We start from the raw sequence: 25485 nt of genomic DNA, 5'->3' as shown, positions 1-25485 counted from the left end.
GAGGCCGTAGGGAGCGAACCTGCGGCCTTTCTATCAACAATTTAATTGCGAGCACGCCATCCGGACGGGGACGGCGCGGTGGCTAGGCGAGGCTCGCCTCGTCCGCCGCAAGCGCCTCGCGCGCCTCGCCGAGCTGCACCACAACGGCATCGTGGCCGGTTCCGCCATACGTCACGCGCGCGTTGGCGATGCCCGCGGGGTCCAGGTCCTGCGCAATGTCCGCCTCAAAGAGCGGGCTCGCAGCGGCAAACTCCTCGGCCGTGAGATCCTCGAGGCCCTTGCCGTGCTTCTCGCAGTAGAGCACGAGCTCGCCCACCACGCGGTGAGCCTCACGGAAGGGCATGCCCTTCTTGGCCAGGTAGTCGGCAACGTCCGTGGCTGCCGAGAAGCCCGTGCCCGCCTGGGCCAGCATGGCGTCGGCGTTGACGGTCCAGGTCTCCACCATGCCCGCAGCGATCTCCATGCAATCGCTGAGCGTGCGGGCAGCGTCGAGCGGACCCTCTTTGCACTCCTGGAGGTCCTTGTTGTACGCCAGCGGCAGGGACTTCATCGTGGTGAGAAGTGCCATGAGGTCGCCGTAGACGCGGCCGGTCTTGCCACGCGTGAGCTCGGCAAAGTCCGGGTTCTTCTTCTGCGGCATGATGGAGCTGCCGGTGGAGTAGGCGTCCGAGAGCGTGATGAAGCCAAACTCGGTGGAGCTCCACAGGACGATCTCCTCGCAGAGGCGTGAGAGGTGCATCATGCTCACGGCGCAGGCGTACTCAAGATCGAGCAGGTAGTCGCGGTCGGAGACGGCGTCGAGCGAGTTGGGGATTGTGCGCGAGAAGCCCAGGAGCTCCGTGGTGCGCTGGCGGTTGAGCGGGTAGGTGGTACCGGCGAGCGCCGCCGCGCCGAGCGGGTTGGCGTCGGCCGCCGTGCGCGACGCGACGAGACGCGTGAAGTCGCGCGTGAACATCCAGAAGTAAGCGAGCAGGTGATGAGAGAACAGCACCGGCTGAGCGTGCTGGAGGTGCGTGTAGCCGGGCATCACGACGTCGAGGTTCTTCTCGGCGGCGTCAAGGAGCACGCGGCGCAGGGCGGCGTTTCCGGCGAGAAGCTGGTCGCAGAGGTCCTTGGCGAGCAGACGAATATCCGTGGCAACTTGGTCGTTGCGGGAGCGACCCGTGTGCAAGCGACCACCCGGCGTCCCGATGTTGCGGGTGAGCGCGCCCTCCACGGCCATGTGGACGTCCTCGTCGTTGACGTCCCAGGCGAAGGTGCCTTGTTCAATTTGGTCGGCTATGTGGGCGAGGCCTTGGTCGATGGCCGCCTGGTCGTCGACAGAGATGATGCCCTGCTCGGCGAGCATGCGCGCATGGGCGCGGCTACCGGCAATGTCCTGCTGGGCCATGTTCTTATCGACCTCGAGGCTCGCGCCAAACTCCTGCGTGAACTGGTCCACGCCCTTCTCGAATCTGCCGCCCCACAGCGCCATCATGGCTCCTTCCTCACGATTTGCCGCGTCTAGCTTATCAAAGGGATGGGGTCGGTGTGTCTCATCCTAGCTTCTTTAACGCAATTGGTTATTTTTTCACTCGATTTCTTTTCCCGATTGAAAGAGATAATGATACTATCTTAATGTAATCCGATGTATGGTAAATGGGGTTAGATGAACGTTTGTGTCAACAGACTAACTGCGCTGTCTTTGTTAAGGCGCTGCAGGACGGAGGGGGACTTCTCCGATGCAGAAAGGTGTGGGGTGTCGTCTCCCGACCCCTGGCCCCAGCACCGATGGACCAGACGCATCATCCCTTACCAGCTGGTTGGACTCGCCAATCCGCCAAGTCTCTCCCATCCTTTTGAGATTGCTGTGCCATCTGCGTCATCTCGACCAAAGGCAAGCTTCGTCCATGCAACTGTCTACAGAGACCAGATTCCAGCAGGTTCGTTTATCCGCGTAAGCCACGAGTTCGCCATCCCGTGCCCCGAGCTGCTCTTTCTAGAACTTGCGAGCGTGATGGAACAAGCCTCCTTGGAGCTTGTGGGATACGAGCTCTGCGGAACCTTTACACGAGATTCCGCAGACCCTCGGACTGGAAACGTCACACATGGGGTCAGGCCACTCACGACGGTGCATAACATCAGGCGCTACTTACTCAAGTTCCCGGCAACTCGGACGCGAAGCCTCGCTCTCGCCGCACTCGAAAATGTCCGCGACAATGCGTGGTCCGTCATGGAGGCCATCGTGGCCATGCTTCTTGTTCGATCAATCGAACAAGAGGGGTACGGAATACCAAACATTCGGCTCAATGTTCCGGAGGGTCCCGGCAGGGAGCTTAGGCTCAAGGGAGCCAAGGAGAAGCGCATTCCCGACATCGCGCTGGACGATCTGCCCGTCGGATTTAACTATGACGGCTATGGACACCTCGATTTGGCGGCGATAGACGTTGGCTCGCTTGAAAAGGATGAGATTCGCGCGGCGCTTGTGCAAGTCAGAGAGAAATATGTCGACGACCTGCGAAGAAACAGAGAGCTGCTGGCAGGTGGTCGGATTGTGCTTCCCATAGTTGCCGAAGACCTGTTTGAGTCGGGAGGGCTCGATGCCGCCGTTCTTGCAGCGATTAGCGCTTCGGAACGCATTGCGGGAATGGGCGGGGCTGTGGCCGATAATGTTCGGCGCGCGCTCGCGCGCGAGCGCAGCATTCGGAGACAGAGGCTTATCTGGTCTCTCTATCCATGGTCTGGCGGCACTTCTCTCGGAAACTATTGACCTCAAGAAGGCCTCTACCCGGCCGCCCTGGAAAATAACGGGCACAGGTCCCTCACTCAATCGAGCTCAACTGGGATTATGCGATCAACCACACGGAAAATAGCCGACCTGTGCCCGTTATTTTCCGGGGCGGCCGGGTAGAGACTGCCCGCGGCACAAAAAACTGCCGGCCGAGGGAGCCTCGGCCGGCAGTTCATGACAATCTACCCTGTCACCTTTGTCATGTCGGGTTAGTGGACGGGCTGGAGGCCGGAGCCGGGACCCTGGACCTTTGACCAGGTCTTGGACTGCAGGCCGTGCAGGACGATGAAGCCCTCGGCAGCGGTGTGGTCGAAGGTGTCGCCCTCATCGTAGGTGGCGAGGTTGTAGTCGTAGAGGCTGTACGGGCTGCGCACGCCGTCCACGAACAGGCCGCCCTTGCACAGGATGATGCGCACGTCGCCGGTCACAAACTTCTGCGTGTAGGCGTTGTACGCGTCGATGGCGTTGCGGTTCTGGCTGAACCACAGGCCGCGGTACACGGTCGAGGCCCACTCGACGTCCATCTTGGCCTTCTGCTTGAGGGTCTCGGCGTCGAGGCAGAGCTGCTCGAGGGTCTGGTGCGCCTGGATGAGCAGCAGCGCGGCCGGGCACTCGTAGCACTCGCGACTCTTGATGCCCACAACGCGGTCCTCAATCATGTCGATGCGGCCGTAGCCGTTGCGGCCGGCGATCTCGTTGGCCTTGATGATGAGGCTGAGCAGATCCATCTTCTCGCCGTTGAGCGCGGTGGGGATGCCCTCCTCAAAGGAGATCACGACCTCCTCGGGCTCGGCGGGGCAGTCCTCGAGGTTGTTGGTCATCGTCCAGATGTCCGCGGGCGGCTTGTTCCAGGTATCCTCGAGCACGCCGCACTCGATCGCGCGGCCCCAGAGGTTGTCGTCGATGGAGTAGGGCTTCTTCTTGGTGGTGGGCACGGGCACGCCATTGGCCTCGGCCCACTCCATCTCGGAGTCGCGCGTGGTGAGGTCCCACTCGCGCACGGGCGCGATGATCTCGAGCTCGGGGTCGAGCGCGCGGATGCAGGTCTCAAAGCGCACCTGGTCGTTGCCCTTGCCGGTGCAGCCGTGGGCGATGTACTTGGCGCCGTACTGGTGCGCGATGTCCACGAGGTGCTTGGAGATCAGCGGACGGGACAGCGCGGAGAGCAGCGGGTAGACGCCCTCGTACTTTCCGTTGGCCCAAATCGCCTTGGAGAGGATCTTCTCGGCGTACTCGGCGCGCATGTCGATGGCCTCGGAGGCAATGGCGCCCATGTCGAGGGCCTTCTGCTTGATCCAGGAGAGGTCCTTCTCGTCCTGGCCCACGTTGCCGCAGATGGCGATGACGTCGAGGTTCTTCTCGACCTGCAGCCACTTGACGATGACGGACGTGTCCAGACCGCCGGAATACGCGAGTACGACCTTTTCCTTCTCTGCCATGGTTGTTTCCCTTTCTGGGTTGGTGTTCAGCGACATAAGAAAGCCCCGACGTCGCGGGGCGCTGGAGCTAGACAGGCAACGAGAACCGACAAGCTGAAGCGGCACGCGACATCTAGGGCGTGATTCGTCGGTTCTGGCGTCGGGCGGCGAGGAGGGCAGCGGGCATGTGCGCGCTGTGAACGTTCATAAACGTTGGCCTCCTCAGTAGTTGAGCGGGCGCGGGCTATTGGCTCGCGGCTGTCTGACGTGGCTGACTATATTCCTTGGAGGCGTTGACTGCGAGAAAAGAATCCTTCTTGAAACAAAACGGGCCGGACGCCGAGAAGGACGTCCGGCCCGCGCGGTTGCGGTGGTGCGCCGTCAGGGCCTCGAACCCTGGACCTTGGGATTAAAAGTCCCCTGCTCTACCAACTGAGCTAACGGCGCGCGTGGTTGATTCTAGCACGGAGCGGGAGGCGGCGAGGCGCGTGCCGGCCTACTCCCAGGCCCACTGGCCGTTCACGAAGATGGGCGTCTCGTTGCCATCGACGTCAACTCCGTAGATGTTCATGTCGTCCGTGCCGATCATGAAGTCCACGTGCGCGCTGCTCTGGTTGACGCCGCGCGCCTCGAGCTCCTCCTTGCTCATGGACACGCCTCCCATGAGGCACTCCGGAAATCCCATGCCCAGCGCGAGGTGGCAGCTCGCGTTCTCGTCGTAGAGCGTGTCAAAGAAGAGGGTCTCGCTGCGACGGATGGGCGTGTTCTTGGAGACGAGCGCAACCTCGCCGAGGCGCCGCGACCCCTCGTCCGTCTCGATGATGTGACGCAGCACGTCGTGGCCCTGCTCGGCGCCAAAGTCCACCACGCGGCCACCCTCAAAGCGCAGCCAGAAGTTGCGCACGATCTGCCCCGCGCGCACGAGGGGCAGCGCCGAGTGGACCACGCCGTCCGCGCGCAGGCGGTCGGGTGAGGTGAAGACCTCCTCGGTGGGGATGTTGGGGAAGAAGGTCACGCCGTCCTGCGTGCGACCGGCGCCGCCGTCCCACACGTGGCCCGAGGGCAGGCCGACCACGAGGTCGGTGCCGTTGTCGGACTCGTAGCGCAGGGCGTCAAAGCGGTGGCTGTTGAGGAAGCGCTTGGTCTTCTCAAAGGAGGCGTTGTGCGTCTCCCACGCGCTCTCGGGGTCCTCGCCGTCGGCGCGGGCGACCTCGAGGATAAGGACCCACAGGCGGTAGAGTGCCTCGGCGGCGGAGAGATCGGGGAAGACCTCCTTTGCCCATGCCTGCACAGGAACGCCGGCGATGCACCAGACGTTGCGGCCGAAGTCCATGCCGTCGCGGAACGACTTGCACTCGAGGTTGCGGGCACGCGTGGCGGCGGCGGGCTTGGCGGGGTCAATCCCCTTGAGGGCCGAGGGGTCCGAGCCCTCGAGGAAGAGGAACGCCGCGCCATCCTCCGCGAGGGAGTTCAGCTGCTCGACCTGCCACGTGGGGGTGTGCTCGAAGAAGGAGAGCTCGCAGCTCTCGTAGGTGAGGCGGCGAATCTCGTCGTCGGTCCACAGCACCGTCACGTGGCCGGCACCGGCGCGGTACGCCGCACGCACCACGCGGCGCGCAAAGTCGGCGCGCTCAACGGGGACCTGAACAACGAGCTCCTGCCCGCGCCTCAGCGAGACGCCCTTGCGCACCAGCAGGTTTGCGTAGCGGTCAATCTGCTCGGAGAGTCCGTCAATGGAGACGCGGCACTCCTCGTCGGTCATGGGGATAGGGGACACGGCGGTTCCTTTCGGGGATGCTGCACATGCAAAGGGCCCCTCTCGGGGCCCGTGAGTTCCTGGAGCGGGCAACGGGACTCGAACCCGCGAATGTCAGCTTGGGAAGCTGATGCCTTACCACTTGGCGATGCCCGCGTGCGAAAGCATTCTATCACAGGGTCAGCCGCGCACGACGGAGGATGGGAGAGACCGCCCGGTCACCACAAACGCCATCCTGCGGTCTCGGCGCGGCGGATGTGCGTTCTGTGGTGGTTTTCCCTGGAGGCGCGCCCGACGAGAAGGACGGTCCCGCCGTGGCTCCCCAGCTCATGACACGCGCGCCGCGGCACGCGGCAGCTCGGCGATGGTAGCGGGGCAGCTGCGGGGAAGCTCCGTGCAAGGTCGCTTCTCTACCGTTGAACCATCACGGAACGCGGACGAGGGAGGCGCAATGGCACAGGGACCAGGACGCAAAGGCGGCGAGCGGAGACAGGGATGGCTGGGAGGCGGCTCGCGACGGGCGTCGCCTCGCTCGCCAATGCGCGGCGGCGACGTTCCACTTGGCGGAAAGCCTCCCGCGGTGGGTCACGCGGGAAGAGAAAGGCTCTCCCTCCTGCGCTGAGCCGAGGGAGAGCCTTGTGGGAAAACCTGTGGGCGCGGCTCCTAGGAGCGGCGGATCATCTCGGTCACGATCTCCGTGACGTGCGTGGCCTGGTCGCCGCTCACGTTCTCGGGGACGTCCTCGCTCGTGTGGGAGAGCGCGGGCAGGCCGTTCTCGTCCACGCCGCGGATGGTGACGGAGCGCAGCGAGGAGCGCATGGCCGGGGTGGCGTCCGTGCTGGCCCAATCGAGCGGCTTCTGGTCGAGCTCAACGTGGAGGTCGGCTGCGGCGCCCATGAGCAGGCGAGAAACGCGACGGTCGGCGCGGCGGTTGCTCTCGAGGCCCTCGTTCTTGAGGAGCGTGAGCTGGCCCGCGCCAATGCAGTCAAGGTTGACAACAAAGCAGCCGCGGATCTCCGAGCGGTGCTGCCTCAGGAACGCGCGCATGCCCGCGTGATCGAGAGAGGAGCCGCCCAGGGCAACAAACCAGATGTCGTGAGCGATAAGGGCGTCGTCGCCGATGGAGAGGACCGCCTCGCGCAGCTCCTCCTCGCTCGGGACCTCGCTCGGGGCGTCGCCCGAAGCCTCGTCCTCGCCAACAAGGCGCAGGCCGGCACGCGGCGCGGCACCGCCACGCCAAAGCCCGCTCTCGTCGTCGGAGGAGTCATCGTCCCCGGCGTCCGCCTCGCCCGCGGCGCTGACCTGCTTCTTCAGACGATCGAGCAGGCCGCTGAAGGGGTTCTTCTTGGCCTTGCGCTCGGCGCGCTCGGAGCCAATGGTGGAGATGGGCTCGGGCGCGGCGACGGGGGCGTCGTCCTTGGCCTCGGCGGCCGGCGCGGAAACGGGTGCCGCGGGGGCCGTCTTGTCCGGGGCGGGCTGGACGCGCTTGGCGTTGGGGTCGGTGGCAAAGGGGTCCGCCTCGCTCTGCGAGGGGTCGGGAAGGTCGAAGAGGGTGGCGCGGCGCGCCACGCTCGAGAGGCTCGGGCGGTAGCTCGACTTGCCCCACTCGGGGTCGCTCGGGGCCTCGGGGCGAGCCGGGCGCGCGGCGGGAATGGTGCTGTCCGGGTCGAGGACGTCGTCGATGTTGGAGAGGCCCGAGGTGTCCTTGGGGCCGACCCCGTGGCTGCCGTCGTCCATCACGATGGAGAAGCGACCGGTGGAGAGCAGGGCGTCCTTGGTGGTCTCGGCGTCGGACTCAGCGGGGGCCTCGTCCTGGACCACGCGAATGGGGCTGGTCGAGCCGGCGGGCTCGTCCTGGGCGGGCTCGGGCTCGGCGGCCGCAACCGGCGCGGTCTCGAGCGTGGCCTCAACCTCGGGCTCGGCCTCAACCTCGGCTGCGGCCTCGATCTCCGGCTCGTCAATCTCCATGGGGGCGGCAGCGGGCGCGGGCGTGGCGGGAACCGTCACGACCCTCGGGGCAACGTACTCGATCTCACAGTCCTCCGGAAGGATGCCAAGGGAGCGCATGACCTCCTCGCCGCGGCGGACGCCGAGCACCGGCTCAACAACGGTGCGCTCGGCGGGCTCGTCGGTGGGCTCGGCCTTCTCGGCCGCCTCCCGCTCGGGGGCAACCTCAGGCTTCACCGGGCGCTCGCGCGGAACGAGGCCGCTCGGGCGGACGTTCTCGAGCACACCGAGAAGGGCCGCGACGGAGGACTTGTTGTCGTTGGCGCCCAGGGTGCACGACCCAACGCGCTCGGAGATGGCACCGGCGGCAACGATCAGCGCGGGCACGCAGGCGAGAATGCCCACGATCCAGAAGACGATGCGCGCCACGCTGGGGATGAAGCCGAGCACCTGCACGAAGGCGCAGAGCGCAACGACGTAGGCGCACGGGACGGTGAGCTTGTTGATGAGGGTGAGGTAGGGCGCGAGGGGGGTGGTGAGCAGGAAGTTCTCGCGCGGGGTGTCATAGTGCGCCACGAGGACGATCGTGCGGCTGCCGCGCGTCACGAGCGGGCCCGCGGCGCGGTGGACGGCCACCACGTTCTGGCTCTGCGCGGTGGGGCCAAAGGACGGCGAGAACTCGCGGCCAAAGAGGCGCATCACGGAGAGCACGGTGGGAATGATGGCGAGCACAAAGCCCACGAGCGTCAGGGCGATCACCCCAAAGCCCGAGACGAGCACGCCAATGAACATCACGATGGCGAGAATCGTCGGGAAGAGCGGGGCGAGCGTCGGCGCGGAGAACTCCTCCACCTGCGGCTCGACGTCATGCTGCCCCATGAGGTGGGAGATGACCTCCGCGGCCTGAAGCTCCTCCTGGCTGTTTGCGGGGGAGATGTCGACCTTCTCGTTGAGGTAGTCCAGGTAGTCATGTGTCATGGCCATACTGTGCATCCTTTAGTAATTTGGCTCTCGCTTGCATCCGTAAGGTGTGCATACAATCAAAAGAGTATACGTCTTATGTTGCGTTTTCGCGGGAAAGACGTAGACGGCTCAAACAATTGCGGAAAGGGTGGCCATGCAGCTCACAAGGGATGACGAGCGGGCGAGAAGAATCTGCTCGCTCGCGCTCGAGTTCATGAACGCCACCGCGCCCATTCCCTCGACGGAAATCGCGCGCTCCTTCTACCCGGACCTCTCCGCCGACAGCTTCCGCCGTGCCTTCTCGCGCGATCGGGAGACCCTTGCCACCTGCGGTGTCTTTGTTGAGGAGCGCCCGTGGGACGCGCGCGAGTCCGCCTGGGGCATCAGTGACGACAGCTTTGCCGGAGGGCTCGAGCTCGAGCCCAGAGAGGCGTCCGCCCTCGAGGTTGCCTGCGCGCCCCTGCTCGACGACCCCGGCTTTCCCCTTGCCGGCGAGCTGCGGCTGGCCCTCGCAAAGATTACCCGCGCCTTTGCCGAGGCCGGAGTTGCGCACGCACCGGCGGCGTCCGAGAGTCGCGCCCTTGTGACGCTGCGCTCCTGTCTTCTGGATGGGGTGGCCGCGCGCATCACGTACGAGGACGCCCGCGGCAGAAGGACCGAGCGCACCATCGCGCCGTACGGGATGTTCGACCTCAGGGGACTCCGCTACGTCGTCGCCGGCGCGCCCGGGGAGGAGGGCGACTCCGCAACCCGCACCTACCGCGTTGACCGCGTGGTCTCCGCCGAGATGCTGCCCAACGTTGCGGTGCGCGTCCCCGCGGACTTCTCGGTTGATGACTGGCGGCGCCTGCCGTTTCAGCTTGGGGACGAGACGATGACCGCCGTCTTTGAGGTCTTGCCCGAGCGTGCGGACGACGTTCGCCGCGCCGCGGGCGAGCAGGGGTCCTGGCAAGACAGAGGTGACGCGTGCGTGTGGCGGGTGGGCGCAAGCGACGTCGGCGCGGCCGCGAGCTGGGCAATCTCCCAGGGGATACGGCCACTCGGAGCGGACGAGCTCGTCCTGGCCTGGCGACGCGCGCTCGAGGGGGTGGTCTCCCGTGCCTCGTAAGTCAACCGCAACGGGACGCCACGGAGCCCTGGACGAGGCGCGCGAGCTCGTGGCCCTTGTGACCAGCCTCTCCGAGGCCGGGGACGCGCTCACGCCCGAGGCCGTCTCCGCAAAGCTCGGCGTCTCACAAGAGCGCGCCGAGAAGCTCATTGGGCTCGTGCTCACCCTCTCCGGCGCGGAGGGCGCGGCGCTGCCGCTCGTTGAGGAGGACGGCGGCGTCACCCTCGCCTTCTCGCAGGGAATACGGGGCCGTCGCCTGCGGCTCACCCGCTCCGAGACCATGGCGCTCGTGGCCGCGCTCGAGCGCCTGGGCGTGGGTCCGAGCGACCCGCTGCGCGCGCGGCTCCAGAGCTCGCTGGACACGGCACCCGTTGACGAGGACCTCGTGAGGAGGCTCGTCGGAAAAACCGAGGACGCGGGGACGGGGGCCGTCATCAGCGCATGCTCGCAGGCCCTCTCCAGCCGCGGCGACCTTGCGTTTGCATACCAGAAGAGCGCACTCGACGAGCCCCTGCCAAGAAGGGCGGCCCCGAGGAGGCTCCGCCGCGAGGAGGGCCTGTGGTACCTCGATGCCCTTGACCTCGATTGCGGTGGCGAGCGGACCTTCCGCCTCGACCGCATGTCGGACGTGCGGGCCGTGCCGCGCGCGGGAGGGCGCAGCAGCCGCCCGTCTCCCACGCGGCAGGTGCTCATCACCTTCTCCGACGCCCGTTACCTCGACCTGCTCCCCTGGCACGAGCTGCGCATCGTGGGGCGCGGCGAGAAGGACGGCCTCGTGCAGGCCGAGACGAGCTACTACGGGGGCATGTGGCTCCCCCGCATGGTTGCCGCCTGCGCGGGGACCGCCACGACCAACGACCCCGAGGTCAACGCCCTCGTAGCGAACTACGCTCGCTCGCTTCTACGGTAGCGCGCGGCGGCCCTCACTCGTGGGACGCGCGCCACATCCTGATGTAGCGGCCAACGTTGGCGCTCTCCAGGCGCGAGACGTTGCCAGAGGGGAGCGAGCTCACGAAGAGCCGCCCGTATCCCTTGCTCACGACCCTCGAGTCCGCGAGGACGAGGACGCCCACGTCCGTTGCCGAGCGGATGAGGCGGCCCGCCGCCTGCTTCACGGAGATGACGGCCTCGGGCAGCGAGTAGCGCCACCAGGCGCGATCCTCCCGCAGGTCGCGCTCGCGCACCAGCGGGTCGTTGGGACTCGCAAAGGGCAGCTTGGGGATGACCACGCAGCGCAGCGTGTCCCCCGTCGCGTCAAAGCCCTCCCAGAACGAGCGCAGCGCGAGCAGCGAGAGGGTCTTCTCGGCCATGAAGCGAGTCCTCAGGCGGCGCGGTGACGATCCACGTTCCTGGCACGCCAGCTCCAGCCCCGCGGCGGCAAGGCGCGGTCGCAGGCCCTCGTAGACGCGCTCCATGTCGCGCCGGTTGGTAAAGAGCGTGAGCACCGAGCCGCCCATGGCCACGTGCACGTCATAGAGCAGGTCCTCGAGCGCGCCCAGGTACGCACGGTCGTTGGGCGCGGGGAGGTCCCCCGCCACCACCACGGACATGTGCGCGTCGTAGTCAAAGCTCGAGGAGAGCCGCACGTCCCGGCGCGTGGCGGCGGGCAGCGCGGAGAGGCCCACCGCCTGCTCAAAGTGGGAGAAGTCGTCGCTCACGGCAATGGTCGCCGAGGTGAACACCGCGCTCTTGGTCTCGGGGAGCCACCGCTCGGCAAGGTCCGCGCCCACGTCGATCTTCTCGGCAACCAGGCGCTCCGTTGCAAGGCGGCGCTTTGAGCGGGAGAGCTGCGCCGAGTAGACGTAGCGCCTGTCCGAGCCCTCGGCTATGAGGACAATGCCCGCGAGAAGGTCCTTGAGAAAGCGCGCGGACTCAGAGAGCGAGGCCGCCACCTGGGGAAGCTCGTCGGTGAGCGCCCCGGCCGCCTCGGCGACGGCCCTCACGGCCTCGTCGAGCGCGTCCTCGCAGACGCCCGCGGCGGCGCGCAGCTCTCCCCACTCGGGCGTTGAGCGAACCTGCTCGTCAATCCAGAGCGTGAGCGTGTCGTAGCCGCCGTCGTCGTGAGCTATGGCAGTGAGCCCGTGAACGGCAACAAAGAGGTCCGCCACGGCCGTTGCCGCGCGGGACGCCACGGCGGCCGCCTTGGTGAGCAGCCCCACGGCGAGCGTGGAGCCCTCGAGCGGCATCGCCTGCACCATGGCGGCGTGAATCGCGCCCGTGCGCGTGCCGCCCAAAAGCTCAAAGGCGCCGCGGGCCTCGTCCCCGGAGACCTCCACGGCCCACTGGCGGCGGGCCTCCGCCTCAAAGGCGTGCGCCTCGTCGATCACCCAGTGGCGCACCGGCGGGAGGATCCTGCCCTCCGCCTCAACGTCGCGCAGGAGCAGGGAGTGGTTGGTCACCACCACGTCACCGCGCGCCGCACGGCGGCGGGCGCCGTGCAGGAGGCACTCATTGGGAAAGTACGGGCAGCGCCCGCGCAGGCACTCGCCCGAGGTGGTCGTGAGCATCTGCCGCGGCACGTAGCGCCAGCGAATCCCCAGCGCGTCGAGGTCACCCTCGGAGGACTGGCACGCAAAGGCGTAGGTGACGGCAATGGCCGTGAGCATGTCGCAGGCCACGGCGTTGTCCGAGCGCCCGTCATGGTTTGCCACCGCAAGCGGCAGCTCCTCGAGGGCCGCTCGGTCAAGACGGTGAAGGCAGGGGTAGTGATCGTACCCCTTGAGGCTCGTGAAGGTGAGCCCACCGGGAAGGGCCGCGGCAAGGGCGGGCAGCTCGTGAGAGACGAGCTGATCGGTGAGGGCATTCGTCTTGGTGGCAATGCCCACGGTTACGTTGTTGCGCTGCGCGAAGAGCACCTCCGGCAGGAGGTAGGCCACGGACTTGCCCACGCCCGTGCCCGCCTCGATGGCGCGGTGCGTTGAGGTGGCGAGGGCGTCGCGCACCTCGAGGGCCATCTCCACCTGCTCGGGACGGCACTCCATGTGCTCGTACATGCGCGAGACCACGCCGCCCGGCTCAAAGGCCGCGCGAATCTCGTCCGCGGAGGGCGCGCTCACGTGGTCGAGCTCCATCGCGTCCACGCGCTGCTCGCCAGACTCCGCCCTCACCAGCTGCGCCCGGAGCGCCTTCAGCGAGAAGGGCTCGGGATCCTTCTCGCCGGCAAGATAGGAGAGGAGCGGCCTGAACGACCAGTCAACCTCGGGGTGCATGCCCGCAAGCTGGGCGAGAAGACCCTGGGGCAGGTCGGAGAGCGCGGTGAGCAGGACCCGCCACATGCCGCAGAGCGCGTCGACGTCGTCACCCGCGCGGTGCGTGACCGAGGCGCAGCCAAACGCCGACGCCATGTCCGCGAGGCGATGTGACGAGAGGCGCGGGAGGGCGATTCTCGAGAGGGAGAGCGTGTCGATCCAGGTGTCCGAGACCTCGGCACCGCCTGGAACGCCCTCGATGAAGGTGCGGTCAAACGTGGCGTTGTGCGCGAGCACTGGCCGGCCTGCCACAAACTCGGCAAGGGCCGCCACGGCGTCGCGCGCGCTGGGAGCATCGGTCACGTCGGCGTTTGAGATGCCCGTGAGCAGCGTGATCTCCGGCGGGATGGGCCCGCCGGGGTGCACGAAGGTCTCAAACCGGTCAACGACCTCGCGGCCGCGGAGCAGCGCCGCGGAGATCTCTATGAGGTCGCAGTCCTTGAAGGAGAGGCCGGTGGTCTCCGTGTCCAGGACCACCACCTCGTCCTCGAGCGGCCCAAAGTCACGCCCCTGGGCGCGCTCGGCGAGCGAGAGGTACTTCTCGGCAACGTCTTGCGGCGTACCCGGCAGCAGCAGCGAAGGCAGGGTCTTCTCCCCCGCCATCACGCCTCCCCCAGCGCGCACTCAACAAAGCGCGCGCAGAGCTCCGGGAACTCGATGCCGCCGTGACGCGCGGAGTCCGGAAGCAGGCTGTTTGCCGTCATGCCCGGGATGGTGTTGGTCTCAAGGATGACGGGCTCGCCGGCGGCGGTGACGATGAAGTCGCTCCGCGAGCAGCCGCGGCAGCCGAGCGCCTTGTGGGCGCGGACCGCAAGCTCCTGGGCGCGGGCGTAGACGCCCGGCTCAAGGCGGGCGGGGATGACGTGGTGGAGCGAGGAGGGCTCGTACTTGACCTTGAGGTCGTAGAACTCGGCGCCGGTCACGATCTCCACGATCGGGAGCGCGTGGGCGTCCTCGTTGCCAATGACGGGCACGGTGATCTCCATGCCCTCCACGCACTCCTCAACGAGCACGCGCCCGCCGGCGGCACCGGCGGCGGCGATGGCGTCGTTGAGGGCGGCGCGGTCGGTCACGCGCGAGATGCCAAAGCTCGAGCCGTTTGCCGCGGGCTTGACAAAGAGCGGGAGCCCAAGCTCCTCAACGAGCTCGTCAACCTGCTCGGCCGTGAGCTCAGCGCCCACGGGGAGGTCAACGCCGCGCGGCGCGCGGATGCCGGCGGCGGCAAAGAGTGCCTTGGCGATCTGTTTCTCGGAGGCCGCGGCAGAGGCGGCCACGCCGGAGAAGGTGTAGGGAATGTGCAGTATCTCAAGGAGGCCCTGGATGCAGCCGTCCTCGCCGTAGGCGCCGTGGAGGGCGACAAACGCCACGTCGTAGTTGCCGGCAACGAGCGTGCGGACAAAGTCCTTCTCGGCAAGGTCGAGCAGGTCAACGCTTGTGAACCCCGCCTCAAGAAGTGCGCCTCTGACCTCAGTGGCAGACTCGAGGGAGATCTCTCGCTCGTCGGACCACCCGCCGCCAATGACCACGACGCGACGGCTCGTCAGCTGTTCTCTGTCCATCGAAGCTCCTTCGCAGCACATCTCGTGCGCTAGACTCTCACTTGGGTTTTTCCTGATGATGAGGATACTCCACACGCACGCCAGACGCTAAGACAGGGGACAAAATGCCTTCCAATAACAACGCCGGCGCTCCGGTTGAGCAGATCACCGAGAAGCGCGACCTCCACACCCTCACGCGCGGGGAGCTTCAGGAGCTCCTTGCCGCGATGGGCCAGCCCAAGTTCAGGGCCAAGCAGGTCGAGGAGTGGGTGTGGGAGAAGAACGCGCAGTCCTTTGACGAGATGACCAACCTCCCCAAGGCGCTGCGCGACGCGCTCGGAGAGCGACTCACGCTCGGGGGCACCACCGAGGTGGCCCGCCAGGTCTCTTCCGACGGCAGCAGAAAGTACCTGCTTCGCTATCCCGACGGCGTGAGCGTTGAGTGCGTGGGCATGCCCACGAGAAACCGCCTTGCCGTCTGCGCCTCAACGCAGGCGGGGTGCGCCATGGGGTGCGCCTTCTGTGCCACGGGCGCGGCGGGCCTCGCGCGCTCGCTCACCGCGGCGGAGATATACGAGCAGGTCATGCACGTGCGCGATGACTTTAACGCACGTGTCACGAGCGTGGTCCTCATGGGGCAGGGCGAGCCGTTCATGAACTACGACGCCACCCTCGCCGCCCTGAGGCGCCTCAACTCCCCTGAGGGCGCGGGCATTGGCGCGCGACACCTCACGGTCTCCACCTGCGGCGTCATACCCCAGATCATGCGCTTTGCCAACGAGTCCGAGCAGTTCACCCTTGCCATCTCGCTCCACTCGGCCGTTCAGAAGACGCGTAACATGCTGATGCCCGGCGTGCGAAAGTACTCCCTGATAAACCTCTATAACGTGATGGGTGAGTACGTCAACAAGACGGGACGGCGCCCCACCTACGAGTACGCGCTCATCGGTGGCGTCAACGACACCGAGAGCGAGCTTCAGGCACTCTGTGACTTCTGCGAGGGCACGCTCGCGCACGTGAACCTCATCCAGCTCAACGAGGTTGAGGGATCAAAGTTCCGTCCCTCGACGGAGGCTCGCGCGGCCGACTTTGTGAGGCGCCTCGCCAGCGTTGGCGTGGAGGCCACCGTCAGGAACTCGCGCGGCTCGGACATTGACGCCGCCTGCGGCCAGCTCAAGCAGCGCCTGCGGTAGGAGTTGGTTCTTTTGAGATGTCTTGGTTAAAAAATCAAACCTTTTCGACTAGATACTCATACAGCCAAGGCATCTCAAAAGTCACTTCACCTCTTCTTCGAGCCGCGATAACGCCTTGTTCAAGCAATCGGGTCTTATAGACACGTACATAGTTCGCCGTCTTTCCCATACGCTTGGCAATGTCAGCTAGCTTGCTCGACGCGCCACCGTCCGGCATCATTGCCTCAAGAAATGCAAGGTCGCCGTCAGACAGCTCCTCACAGGTCTTCTTCACGACTCCATCGATAAAGTCATTTCTCGCACTTTTTGCCCCGCGGAACACATCTTCCTTCTCGATAACATCTCGTTCGCCAACAGCCTGCCAGGTCCTAAAGCCCACAAGCTGCATCATGTAAGCAAATCCGTCAGCTGCGCTCACAGCCTCATTCAGAGCATCATCTTCTATCGTCTTTCCGGAAGACTCAATGGTTTCCCTAAAGGCAACTGCCACATCCTCATCTTCAATTCTTCCAAGCTGATGTTGGGCCGCCCTTCTCAGAAACGATGCAGTTTTGTCAGAGAGCAGAGCCGATACATTTGCGGGCAAACCTGCCATGAAAAGCGCAATACGACGATCTTCTCTAACAAAATGCTGGTAAACGGCCGCAAAGTCGATGAGTTCGCTGAGAGTTGGATCTACCTCATCAACGGTGATCAAGAGTCCTATGCCGTGTTCTTCAAGGGTGTCAAGCAGGCGATTCATCCTTGTACGCCAGTTTCCAGACTTAGGATCCCTATACTCCCACGTTGCACCAAATAGTGCAGATACGGTTATCGACGTGAGTCGCGCCCTTCCTTGAGCTTTAACATAGCTATCTGCCGCCTCAGTTGCTCTCTCTAATATGTCCTCGAGCATACCGGGGCGCGCGGTAACGTTCGCTGAGACCCAACCATATTTTGCAGCCTCAGAAGCAACATAAGATAGTAGGACCGTTTTCCCAACTCCTCTTGAACCCACAAACAGGCTGCAGAGATTTGGGTCTCCTCCACCTGTTCTCAAGGCATACTCTATTTCCTGAAGTAAGTCATTTCGACCAGCAAGGACATGCGGACGTTTGCCAAACGTTGGCGTAAAGGGGTTTGGGGACAGAGCCATGGCTACTCCAATCTCTTTTGATTGAGATTAGCAGATTTTTTTCTTTTGCGGTTTTTTTTATTTTTTGCTCTTTCTTATTTTACCTGCTAAAAAGAGGTGTCAGAAGACTCGTTATTCTTCTGACACCACATTATTGATTAAGATTTGATGTTGTAGTATCCGAGGTTGGACCACTGTTGCTCGGTCTTCTCGCGGTTGGGAAGATTGTCGTCCATGACAACTCCGTAGGACTCGTTGACGGCGTCACAGACCTTATCGCAGGCATCCTTGACCGCACGTGCCCCGTTGCGCAGGCTCTCCTTTGCCTCGTTGGAGAGAAGAACGTTGTAGGCCGCCACCAGCGCCAGAGCAACCCCGCCCACCAAAACAAGCGTCGTCTTTATTTTCTTCATTCGGACCACGTCCCCGGACCGGCGAGAAGGTCAACAATGTGTGCAAGCTCATCCTCGCTCTTGAACTCAATCTCAATCTTGTTCTTGCCGCGAACGTTCTTGACGCGCACGTTTGTGTCGAGGGCGAGCCGCATCTGACGGGCGGCACGCTTATAAGACGGGGGAAGTGGAGCACGGACGGGACGATCGTCCCGCTCCGTGACAGAAAACAACGGAGCAAGACTTTCTGTCTGACGCACCGACAAGCTCTCACGAGCAACCTTCTCCGCGAGACGAATCCTACCCTCCTCGGAAGGAACGGCGAGAATGGCGCGCGCGTGACCCGCAGTCAGCTTGCCGTTCTCAACAAGCTCCTGCACCTCAGCGGGAAGGTCGAGCAGACGCAGCGTGTTGGCAATCGCCGAGCGCGACTTGGAGAGCGCCTGGGCGAGCTCCTCTTGAGTGAGGCCCTTGTCCTTGATGAGGCGCCTGTACCCCCGTGCCTCCTCGAGCGGCGTGAGGTCTGAGCGCTGAAGGTTCTCAATGAGCGCGAGCTTGAAGACGTCCTCATCGGAAATCTCACGGATGATGACCGGGACCTCGGAGAGCCCCGCAGCCTTGGCGGCCTGGTAGCGGCGCTCGCCAGCGACGATCTCGTATCCGCTGTCCTTCTTGCGCACAAGAATCGGCTGGAGGACACCATTCTTCTTGATGGAGTCCGTGAGCTCCGCAAGTTCCTCCGGCTTGAAGGTCTTTCTCGGCTGGCCCTTGTTGGGCTTGATCTCGCTGAGGGAGAGCGTCGAATCCGGCCTCATCCCAGCCGTCTCGGCGTCAGCCTCTCCAACGAGAAGACCCAGGCCGCGTCCCAGTCCACTCTTCTTAGCCACGTGCCACCACCTCTCGTGCCAGCTTTCCGTAGGCAAGGGCACCCTTGCTCACGCGGGCGTACTTTGACACCGGAAGCCCATGGCTCGGTGCCTCGGATACCTTGACGTTTCTTGGGATGATCGTCTTGAACATCTTCTTGCCAAAGTACGACTGAACCTCATCGACCACCTGCTTGGACAGCGTGGTCCTTGAGTCAAACATGGTCATGACCACGCCAAAGATCTCAAGCTGAGGGTTCATGCGCTTCTTGACCATCTGCATCGACTCGAGGAGCTTGGCCACGCCCTCGAGCGCGTAGTACTCGCACTGAATGGGAATGAGAAGCGAGTCGGCCGCCACAAGGGCGTTGATGGTCAGAAGGCCAAGGGACGGAGGACAGTCAATGAAGATGTAGTCAAACTCGTCCTTGACGCTCTCGAGGGCACCCTTGAGGACTGACTCACGAGCCATCTCAGAAACGAGCTCAATCTCCGCAGTTGCGAGCTGAATGGTGGCAGGAACGATATAGACGTTCTTCTCGCACGTCTCCATGATTGTTTCCTCAATAGGATACTCATGGAGGATCACGTCATAGATATCGTGCTCGAGTTCTTCCTTCTCAATGCCATAGCCGCTCGTTGAGTTTCCCTGCGGGTCAAAGTCAACGACAAGGACCTTTTTCTTCTGCTCACCCAGGCAGGCCGAGAGGTTCACAACGGTTGTGGACTTCCCAACGCCACCCTTTTGGTTAATGACGGCGAGAACCTTGCTGTCTCGCTGCGGGAGGCCCCTCTTCGTGTCTTTGTAGCTCATATGTCCTCCGTATATGCTGCGTTTCCTCACTAGCATCATACGTGATTGTTTCACGTGAAACGGACACATTTTCTTATCTGAAAGGCCTCGTGCGTTTCACGTGAAACATCCACAGCATATGAGTGTCCTCACTGTTTCACGTGAAACAGTGAGGACAAGAGAACCCTTAGAACCCGAGTGGCTCGTGCTTTGCGACACCCACCCGCCGGGGCAGCTTGAGACGCGGTTTGCCGCTCTTCTCGAAGACGAGAATCTCGCGGTGGCCGAGCTCGCGGGTGAGCTCAAAGCCGTTCTGAGACACAAGGCTCATGCCACAGAGCTCGGCAGCCCGCTGGGCAGCCACGAGCTCAGACTCCTCGGGGCGACCCTTCTCAACAACAAGCAGCCCGTGCCCGCTCAGAAGGGGCGACGCATACTCAACGAGCACATTGGTCTGCGCGACCGCACGAGCAAGCACCAAATCGCATGAGCCGGGCTTGCGAGCTGCATACTCCTCAACACGCACGTGCTCGGCATAGAGGTTATCAAGCCCCAACGCGTCAATGAACTCTGAGACGGCAGCGACCTTCTTGCCCACGGAGTCAATGAGCACGCCAGCGGAGCCCGTCATGATGCCAAAGGGAATGCCGGGAAAGCCCGCACCGGTACCCAGGTCAAGAAAGGATGAGAAGGACCGGTTGCCCACGCCCTCTACAGCAAGGGGCAGGATGGAGTCAAGACAGTGGAGGGTGACCGCCTCGGCAGGATTGGTGATTCTCGTGAGGTTGACGACCTTGTTCTTCTCGATAACAAGGAGCAGGTGCCTGATCATGCGCCGCGCGGCGGCCTCGTCACAGGCAATGCCATAGGAGGCAATCTCATCGAGGAGTTGGGCAACAAGCGTCTCTTCCATACCATCCAGACCATTCGTTGACAAAAACCCATGCATCAAAAGAAATTGTCACAGAAAAAGGGAGGATGTCAAAGACACCCTCCCTTGGTAATACTACAAACTCAGGTTAGCGAACCGCGGTGATGACCACGCGGCGCTCGGGGTCAACGCCCTCGGAGTGGGTGACAACACCCTCGTCGTTGCGCAGGGCAAGGTGAATGATGCGGCGCTCGTACGCGTTCATCGGGGAGAGCGTCACCTTGCCGCCACGCTGCTTGGCACGCGCGGCGGAGCTGAGCGCAATGTCCTCGAGCTTGCGCTTGCGGCGGTTCTTGTAGCTCTCAATGTCAACGACAACGGGATAGTAGAACTTGATGCGGCTGCTCAGCAGCGAGGTGAGCACCATCTGCAGGGCATCGAGCGTGCGGCCGTGACGACCAATGAGGACGGCGAGGTCACCGCCGTTGACGTCAAGGATGAGCTCGCCGTTCTCGCCGTCATACTCGTCAATGGAGGAGGACGTCTCGCCAAAGAGCGCGAGGATGCTCTTGAGGTAGCCAACGGCAAGATCGGCGATCTTGTCCATCTCCTCGTCGGTGAGCTGCTTGCCGGCCTCGTAGCGCTCTCTGATGGAGGAGAAGTCGTCGAGCTCGCCGCCCCCGAGGGTCACGTCCTCCTCGGGCGCGCTGACGTCTGTCATGCTATCCTCCGACATGAAATCCTCCTATAAAACAATTAAAACTAAATATCGATAATAACGAATGTTTCTTAGGACTTTTTGTGCTGACGCGGCTTCTTCTCGCGGCGAACGACGTCAACCTCGATGGGCTTGTTGGCCGCCTCGGCCTCAGCCTCCGCCTTGGCCTTCTCCATGACGCGCTTGGTGATGACCTGCTGCTGAATGACCTGCCAGATGGAGGACGTCACGTAGTAGAGCAGGACGGCGGACGGCACGCCCCAGCCAAACCAGAGCATCATGAGGGCCATGACGCCGCCCATGAGCATGGTCTGGGAGCGCTGAGCGGAGTCCTGGTTGGCGACGTTCATCACCATGGGGATGAACGTGAGCACACCAAAGAGCAGGTCAAAGATGATATAGGGAGCCGCCGCAACCCAGCCGGAGGCCTCGAGGACCTGCTGCACGGACTGGGAGATCGAGGGGAGGATGCTGTAGAAGCAGGCATCCGCGGGCACCTCGCGCACAACCGAGAACAGGCCAAAGAAGATGGGCATCTGCAGGAAGATGGGCAGGCACCCTCCGAGCGGGTTGAACTTCATGTCCGCGTAGACCTTGCGGAGCTCCTCGGCCTGACGCTCGGGGTCATCCGCATAGCGCTCCTGGATCTCCTGGAGCTTGGGCTGCATGACCTGCATGCGCACCGTCGACTTGGTGGAGTGCGCCATCAGCGGCGTCAGGATGAGACGGACGATGACCGTCAGGACAATGACCGCGAGGCCCCAGTCACCGACAAAGCCCTCGATGCCCGCGAGCACCGTCGTTAGAAAGCCAATAAACCATTCCCACATGGTTCCTCCATGGCCCGCGCCCGTTAGGGAACGGGGTCATAACCGCCAGCATGAAGGGGGTGGCACCGGCAGATCCTTCGGACGGCGAGACCAAACCCCCTGACGAAACCGTACTTCTCGATGGCCTGGCGCGCGTACTCGGAGCAGGTGGGAACATAGATGCACCGCGCGGACATGAGGGGCGACACGCGTCTCTGGTAAAAACGTATGATCGCCAGCGCGCCGCGTGAGGCGACGCCATGATGCGCGGCAGGACCCATCCTAGAGGCCCGCCCGGCCAATCAGCCTTCTCAGCGCACTCGCGACCTGCTCGGGGGAGCTGTCGTGCGTGTTGTGCGTGGAGAAGAGAATCACGTCGTACCCGTCAATCGGAAGCCCGGCGCTTCGGGCGGCCTCCCTGAGGACGCGCTTGCACCTGTTCCGAAAAACGGCGTTTCCAAGGCGCTTCGCTGCAACGAAGGCGACCCTTCCCGGATCGCCTTCGTCGAGCGGTGCTACTCGGATTCGCAGAAGGGAGTCGTTGTAGCGCCTCCCCCGCGCGAAGACCCTCTCAAAATCTCTCTTGGACTTGATGGTCTTCATGAAACGTCACTAGACGGTGAGACGCTTGCGACCCTTTGCGCGACGACGGGCGAGAACGGCACGGCCGCCCTTGGTGGCCATGCGGGCACGGAACCCGTGGGTGGTGGCGCGCTTGCGCTTGTTCGGCTGGTACGTACGCTTCATAGCTATTCCTCCCGGTTGGGTATGAACTTCCTTCTAGAGCAATAAGCTCAGAGATTGTAAAGGCCCCGTCCGCGCGTTGTCAACGAATCCATCAAAGAATCGCCGCATTTCAGCCGCTTGAGGCGGCTTTTTCTTTCTCGTGGGCGGTTCTTTTTCCTTTCAGGGCGTTCCGGAAAATTGGAACCATCCTTTCATTTCAATGAAACATGAGCTGAGCATGGTATGATTTTCCACCATAAGAGGGCGAGAAATACGCACTTTTCAACAACTGTTCTTCTCGTGATGAAAAGTTTCGTTCATATCGAATTCTCACTGAAACGTTTTCGACATTCGTTCATCTGATGTCGAAAAGGGAGGTAAGCGGTGACGCGGGACTTCTACCCCTTCGTGGAGGAGGAAAACACTGCCCCAAAGGGGGACGCACCGGTCTGCGAGGTTCACCACCCCGCACGCATCGCCGTGTACGACGACGCCTCCGCCGCGCCGCGTGTGGTGATCATCGAGCCCTGTGACGTGCGCGAATACCTCGAGCAGATTACCGCCGCCGTAAACCGCCTCTCGCACGAGCAGGGGGGAACCATCCCCTTCATGGTCATTCGCGAGATCGTGGAGAACTTCATCCACGCCTACTTCCAGGCGCCCACGATCACCATCCTCGACGGGGGAAACACCATCCGCTTCTCGGACCAGGGCCCGGGGATCAAGTCAAAGTCGCTCGCGCTCGAGTACGGGACCTCCTCGGCAACGGAGGAGATGAAGCGCTACATTCGCGGCGTGGGGAGCGGCCTGCCCTACGTGCAGCAGTACATGGCCGATAAGGGCGGCAGCCTCGAGATTGAGGACAACATAGCAGGCGGAACGGTTGTCACCATCTCCACACACCCCAAGGAGGAGGCGCGTGCCCTCTCGGGCGTGGAGGCGGAGGGGCCCCAGGAGCCGGCGACGCCGTGGGGCACGCCGCAGCAGATGCCCATGGCAACACCCATGCCGGCGCCCGCATACCCCCAACAGCCCGTCCCCGCCTGGCAGGGCGCTCCCTACCAGCAGATGCCCTACCATCCGGCCGCCTATCAGCCGATGCCCTACCAGCAGCCAACGTACCAGCAGGCCCTCACCGTCGACGAGCGCGGGCAGCAGGTCCTCTCGTACCTCTCCTCGCACGAGAGCGTGGGACCAAGCGAGCTCACCCGCAGCTACGGGGCATCGGGGCCAACGTGGTCGCGCGCCCTCTCAAATCTCTCCGCACAGGGCCTCATCATGAAGGTCGGTCAGAAGTATCAGCTCACGGGCATTGGCCGCTCACTCATATAGACGCGATCCCCCAGAGATGTCCTGAAAATCGGGACCGTGGCACAACTCGCCGTGCCACGGTCCCAAATTTCAGAACACTGAAAAGAAGAAACGCAGGTCGCGAGAAGAACCTCGTGCCATACCCCCGATTTTCAGGACACGCCAGCAGCACCCGCGCCGGACACGGCCCCAATCAAGGAACCGTTCGGCGGGATGGGTGGGGGACTTATCAACAATCGCTATACTGAGTGCGTACTTTTCAACATTTACGAACGTAGGATCACATGGAACTCTCCCTAGAATCAGACGCCGAGGCGCTGTGGCAGGATGCGCTCGACCTTCTCGCCGCGCGCGAGCTGCCCGAGTCCCTTCTCGCCATGCTCAGAAACTGCGAGCCGGAAGGGCTCTCCGACGGAACGCTCGAGCTCAGGACCTCCATGAGGCTCGTCGTCAAGAACGTCGGCAAGATCCAGCCGCTCGTGGAGGAGTGCGTCTCGCAGGCGGCCTTTGAGCCCACGAAGGTCGTCGTCACCTTTGAGCAGGCCACCGCGGCGGGCGAGCACCCGCGCGGCTCGACGATGACCCGCGACGAGGCAAACCGATGGATGGCGGAGACCGAGCAGCGCGTGCCCGTCTCCCTTGCCATGCCCTCGCGCGCGATCATGAACGACACCTGGGACGAGGGCGCCCAGGCGGCGCGCGACGAGGAGAACCTCCGCCGCCGCGCGAGGAACCCCCTCGTGGAGGACATATCCCCCACGACCTCAAAGCTCACCTTTGAGCGCTTTGTCCGCGGCGAGGAGAACGACATCGCCTACCAGGCGGCGCTGCAGGTGGCAAACGGCATGAACACCACCTACAACCCGCTTTTCATCTACGGCAAGAGCGGCCTGGGCAAGACCCACCTGCTGCGCGCCGTGCAGAACTACATCGCCCGCAACGACCCGTCGCGCCTGTGCGTCTATCGCGACGCGTCGACGTTCATCACCGACTACACCGAGGCCATGCGCCACACCGAGCGCTCGGCGGCGTCCGTGCTGCGCCAGAACTACGCCGACATTGACGTCCTCATCATCGACGACATCCAGAAGATGGTGGGCAAGGCCGGAACGATCGGCTTCTTCTTTGATACCTTCAACGAGCTCATCTCAAACGGCAAGCAGATCGTCCTCGCCGCCGACCGCACGCCCGCGCAGCTCGGCATGGGCAAGGACGGCTTTGACGAGCGCGTCACGAGCCGCCTGGGCTCCGGCTTCACCGCGCCCATCCAGGTGCCGAGCTACGAGCTCAAGCTCCGCCTCATCGAGACCTTCTGCGAGCGCATGCGCGACGACGCGGCGAGCGAGAACGTCACCGGACTCTCCGGCGTCATCCCCGAGCAGGCACGCAGGTACATGGCCGAGCGCGCGGGCACCAACATCCGCGTCATCGAGGGATTCTGCCAGCGCTGCCTCTTTGCCGCAACCACAGCGGAGCGGCGCGGCGGAGAGATCTCCCGCGAGGAGATCGAGGCCGTGGCCAAGGAGTGCTGGCCGAGCGCCGGGCACTCCGTCTCCATCGAGGACGTCCAGCGCGCCGTGGAGAAGTACTACGACATCGACCACTCGAGTCTCGTGGGCACCAAGCGCCACAAGGCCATCATGGAGGCGCGCCACGTTGCCATCTGGCTCGCGCGCGAGCTCTGCGACCGCACCCTCGCCGACATCGGCAAGCACTTCGGCGGCAGGAGCCACGCCACCGTCATGCACAGCATCAGCGTGGTGGACGAGGCGAGAAAGGACGACAAGATCTTCTACGATCGCCTCATGCAGATACGGGAGTCCATCACCGGAAACCTCTAGGATGTAGACAAGTCTGAGAAAAGTGTGTCGAAAGGGGGAGAAAAACCAACCTTCGTGGAAGAAGAAGTTTTCAACACGGCGCTCGCTGTCAATGCGGAAGAAA

The 25485-nt window shown here is 63.6% G+C and carries 22 protein-coding genes and 2 tRNA genes; 6 read left to right on the top strand and 18 right to left on the bottom strand.

Going from position 1 to position 25485, the window contains the following annotated elements:
* Positions 1 to 82: 82 nt before the first annotated feature.
* Positions 83 to 1474, bottom strand: a complete 1392-nt coding sequence (gene argH, locus QUW25_RS03965) for an argininosuccinate lyase (RefSeq protein ID WP_289510927.1) — start codon at positions 1472 to 1474, stop codon at positions 83 to 85.
* Between the two features lie 750 nt (positions 1475 to 2224).
* Between argH and QUW25_RS03960 the strand changes: the two genes are divergently transcribed.
* Positions 2225 to 2749, top strand: coding sequence for a hypothetical protein (locus tag QUW25_RS03960; RefSeq protein ID WP_289510926.1), 525 nt, complete (start codon positions 2225 to 2227; stop codon positions 2747 to 2749).
* 230 nt (positions 2750 to 2979) lie between these two features.
* Here QUW25_RS03960 and QUW25_RS03955 read toward each other — a convergent pair whose 3' ends face one another.
* The 5 genes from QUW25_RS03955 to QUW25_RS03935 form a co-directional block, all read right to left on the bottom strand.
* Positions 2980 to 4209 (bottom strand): argininosuccinate synthase, encoded by a 1230-nt coding sequence (locus QUW25_RS03955; RefSeq protein ID WP_289510925.1) that lies wholly within the window; start codon positions 4207 to 4209, stop codon positions 2980 to 2982.
* A gap of 350 nt (positions 4210 to 4559) precedes the next feature.
* Positions 4560 to 4635: transfer RNA gene (locus tag QUW25_RS03950), tRNA-Lys, on the bottom strand.
* 49 nt (positions 4636 to 4684) lie between these two features.
* Positions 4685 to 5965, bottom strand: a complete 1281-nt coding sequence (locus QUW25_RS03945; protein ID WP_436317677.1) for an aminopeptidase — start codon at positions 5963 to 5965, stop codon at positions 4685 to 4687.
* 60 nt (positions 5966 to 6025) lie between these two features.
* A tRNA-Gly gene (locus tag QUW25_RS03940) sits at positions 6026 to 6100 on the bottom strand.
* Between the two features lie 507 nt (positions 6101 to 6607).
* Complete coding sequence (locus QUW25_RS03935; protein ID WP_289510924.1) at positions 6608 to 8875, bottom strand: M28 family peptidase; 2268 nt, start codon at positions 8873 to 8875, stop codon at positions 6608 to 6610.
* A gap of 133 nt (positions 8876 to 9008) precedes the next feature.
* Between QUW25_RS03935 and QUW25_RS03930 the strand changes: the two genes are divergently transcribed.
* Positions 9009 to 9962: a helix-turn-helix transcriptional regulator gene (locus QUW25_RS03930; RefSeq protein ID WP_289510923.1), complete on the top strand. Its 954-nt coding sequence runs from the start codon at positions 9009 to 9011 to the stop codon at positions 9960 to 9962.
* Complete coding sequence (locus QUW25_RS03925; protein ID WP_289510922.1) at positions 9952 to 10872, top strand: WYL domain-containing protein; 921 nt, start codon at positions 9952 to 9954, stop codon at positions 10870 to 10872. The genes QUW25_RS03930 and QUW25_RS03925 overlap by 11 nt, the downstream gene beginning before the upstream one ends.
* Positions 10873 to 10885: 13 nt before the next feature.
* Here the strand turns inward: QUW25_RS03925 and QUW25_RS03920 are convergent, their stop codons facing one another.
* Both QUW25_RS03920 and QUW25_RS03915 read right to left on the bottom strand, forming a co-directional pair.
* Positions 10886 to 13813, bottom strand: coding sequence for a helicase C-terminal domain-containing protein (locus QUW25_RS03920; protein WP_289510921.1), 2928 nt, complete (start codon positions 13811 to 13813; stop codon positions 10886 to 10888).
* Positions 13813 to 14769 carry a D-alanine--D-alanine ligase family protein gene (locus QUW25_RS03915; protein ID WP_289510920.1) on the bottom strand — a complete coding sequence of 319 codons (957 nt, stop codon included), beginning with the start codon at positions 14767 to 14769 and terminating at the stop codon, positions 13813 to 13815. The genes QUW25_RS03920 and QUW25_RS03915 overlap by 1 nt, the downstream gene beginning before the upstream one ends.
* 104 nt (positions 14770 to 14873) lie before the next feature.
* Here QUW25_RS03915 and rlmN point away from each other — a divergent pair, with 104 nt between their 5' ends.
* On the top strand, positions 14874 to 15941 hold the full coding sequence (gene rlmN, locus QUW25_RS03910; RefSeq protein WP_289510919.1) for a 23S rRNA (adenine(2503)-C(2))-methyltransferase RlmN: 1068 nt from the start codon (positions 14874 to 14876) through the stop codon (positions 15939 to 15941).
* A 34-nt stretch (positions 15942 to 15975) separates the two neighbouring features.
* Here the strand turns inward: rlmN and QUW25_RS03905 are convergent, their stop codons facing one another.
* From QUW25_RS03905 to rpmH, 10 genes are all read right to left on the bottom strand, one after another.
* Positions 15976 to 17076 (bottom strand): ATP-binding protein, encoded by a 1101-nt coding sequence (locus QUW25_RS03905; protein ID WP_289510918.1) that lies wholly within the window; start codon positions 17074 to 17076, stop codon positions 15976 to 15978.
* Between the two features lie 137 nt (positions 17077 to 17213).
* A complete protein-coding gene (locus QUW25_RS03900; protein ID WP_289510917.1) occupies positions 17214 to 17468 on the bottom strand; it encodes a hypothetical protein in 255 nt (84 codons plus the stop codon).
* Positions 17465 to 18334, bottom strand: coding sequence for a ParB/RepB/Spo0J family partition protein (locus QUW25_RS03895; protein ID WP_289510916.1), 870 nt, complete (start codon positions 18332 to 18334; stop codon positions 17465 to 17467). The genes QUW25_RS03900 and QUW25_RS03895 overlap by 4 nt, the downstream gene beginning before the upstream one ends.
* Positions 18327 to 19127 (bottom strand): ParA family protein, encoded by an 801-nt coding sequence (locus tag QUW25_RS03890; RefSeq protein WP_289510915.1) that lies wholly within the window; start codon positions 19125 to 19127, stop codon positions 18327 to 18329. The genes QUW25_RS03895 and QUW25_RS03890 overlap by 8 nt, the downstream gene beginning before the upstream one ends.
* 166 nt (positions 19128 to 19293) lie before the next feature.
* Entirely contained in the window at positions 19294 to 20019 is a 726-nt protein-coding gene (rsmG, locus tag QUW25_RS03885; RefSeq protein ID WP_289510914.1) for a 16S rRNA (guanine(527)-N(7))-methyltransferase RsmG, read from the bottom strand.
* A gap of 106 nt (positions 20020 to 20125) precedes the next feature.
* Complete coding sequence (locus tag QUW25_RS03880) at positions 20126 to 20698, bottom strand: protein jag (RefSeq protein WP_289510913.1); 573 nt, start codon at positions 20696 to 20698, stop codon at positions 20126 to 20128.
* Between the two features lie 68 nt (positions 20699 to 20766).
* Positions 20767 to 21525 carry a YidC/Oxa1 family membrane protein insertase gene (locus tag QUW25_RS03875; RefSeq protein WP_289510912.1) on the bottom strand — a complete coding sequence of 253 codons (759 nt, stop codon included), beginning with the start codon at positions 21523 to 21525 and terminating at the stop codon, positions 20767 to 20769.
* Between the two features lie 23 nt (positions 21526 to 21548).
* Entirely contained in the window at positions 21549 to 21785 is a 237-nt protein-coding gene (yidD, locus tag QUW25_RS03870) for a membrane protein insertion efficiency factor YidD (RefSeq protein ID WP_289510911.1), read from the bottom strand.
* 1 nt (position 21786) lies between these two features.
* The gene (gene rnpA / locus QUW25_RS03865; protein ID WP_289510910.1) at positions 21787 to 22107 is read right to left on the bottom strand and encodes a ribonuclease P protein component; all 321 of its coding nucleotides are present in this window, start codon (positions 22105 to 22107) and stop codon (positions 21787 to 21789) included.
* A 9-nt stretch (positions 22108 to 22116) separates the two neighbouring features.
* On the bottom strand, positions 22117 to 22251 hold the full coding sequence (rpmH, locus tag QUW25_RS03860) for a 50S ribosomal protein L34 (RefSeq protein ID WP_072373740.1): 135 nt from the start codon (positions 22249 to 22251) through the stop codon (positions 22117 to 22119).
* A 363-nt stretch (positions 22252 to 22614) separates the two neighbouring features.
* Between rpmH and QUW25_RS03855 the strand changes: the two genes are divergently transcribed.
* Together QUW25_RS03855 and QUW25_RS03850 are read left to right on the top strand one after the other, a co-directional pair.
* Positions 22615 to 23562: an ATP-binding protein gene (locus tag QUW25_RS03855; protein ID WP_289510909.1), complete on the top strand. Its 948-nt coding sequence runs from the start codon at positions 22615 to 22617 to the stop codon at positions 23560 to 23562.
* 263 nt (positions 23563 to 23825) lie between these two features.
* A complete protein-coding gene (locus tag QUW25_RS03850; protein ID WP_289510908.1) occupies positions 23826 to 25382 on the top strand; it encodes a DnaA ATPase domain-containing protein in 1557 nt (518 codons plus the stop codon).
* The last annotated feature ends 103 nt before the right edge of the window (positions 25383 to 25485 follow it).

Origin of the sequence: Thermophilibacter provencensis (assembly GCF_030372065.1) — a bacterium.
GTDB classification, from domain to species: Bacteria; Actinomycetota; Coriobacteriia; order Coriobacteriales; family Atopobiaceae; genus Thermophilibacter; species Thermophilibacter provencensis_A.
Note: the sequence above shows the minus strand (reverse complement) of the source record. Positions and strands in the feature narration are given on the sequence as shown.

Coding starts and splice junctions, on each gene's coding strand:
- argH (WP_289510927.1), bottom strand. CDS start 1,474: ATGGCGCTGTGGGGCGGCAGATTCGAGAAGGGCGTGGACCAGTTCACG.
- QUW25_RS03955 (WP_289510925.1), bottom strand. CDS start 4,209: ATGGCAGAGAAGGAAAAGGTCGTACTCGCGTATTCCGGCGGTCTGGAC.
- QUW25_RS03935 (WP_289510924.1), bottom strand. CDS start 8,875: ATGGCCATGACACATGACTACCTGGACTACCTCAACGAGAAGGTCGAC.
- QUW25_RS03930 (WP_289510923.1), top strand. CDS start 9,009: ATGCAGCTCACAAGGGATGACGAGCGGGCGAGAAGAATCTGCTCGCTC.
- QUW25_RS03920 (WP_289510921.1), bottom strand. CDS start 13,813: ATGGCGGGGGAGAAGACCCTGCCTTCGCTGCTGCTGCCGGGTACGCCG.
- QUW25_RS03915 (WP_289510920.1), bottom strand. CDS start 14,769: ATGGACAGAGAACAGCTGACGAGCCGTCGCGTCGTGGTCATTGGCGGC.
- rlmN (WP_289510919.1), top strand. CDS start 14,874: ATGCCTTCCAATAACAACGCCGGCGCTCCGGTTGAGCAGATCACCGAG.
- QUW25_RS03905 (WP_289510918.1), bottom strand. CDS start 17,076: ATGGCTCTGTCCCCAAACCCCTTTACGCCAACGTTTGGCAAACGTCCG.
- QUW25_RS03900 (WP_289510917.1), bottom strand. CDS start 17,468: ATGAAGAAAATAAAGACGACGCTTGTTTTGGTGGGCGGGGTTGCTCTG.
- QUW25_RS03890 (WP_289510915.1), bottom strand. CDS start 19,127: ATGAGCTACAAAGACACGAAGAGGGGCCTCCCGCAGCGAGACAGCAAG.
- rsmG (WP_289510914.1), bottom strand. CDS start 20,019: ATGGAAGAGACGCTTGTTGCCCAACTCCTCGATGAGATTGCCTCCTAT.
- QUW25_RS03880 (WP_289510913.1), bottom strand. CDS start 20,698: ATGACAGACGTCAGCGCGCCCGAGGAGGACGTGACCCTCGGGGGCGGC.
- QUW25_RS03875 (WP_289510912.1), bottom strand. CDS start 21,525: ATGTGGGAATGGTTTATTGGCTTTCTAACGACGGTGCTCGCGGGCATC.
- yidD (WP_289510911.1), bottom strand. CDS start 21,785: ATGGGTCCTGCCGCGCATCATGGCGTCGCCTCACGCGGCGCGCTGGCG.
- rnpA (WP_289510910.1), bottom strand. CDS start 22,107: ATGAAGACCATCAAGTCCAAGAGAGATTTTGAGAGGGTCTTCGCGCGG.
- rpmH (WP_072373740.1), bottom strand. CDS start 22,251: ATGAAGCGTACGTACCAGCCGAACAAGCGCAAGCGCGCCACCACCCAC.
- QUW25_RS03850 (WP_289510908.1), top strand. CDS start 23,826: ATGGAACTCTCCCTAGAATCAGACGCCGAGGCGCTGTGGCAGGATGCG.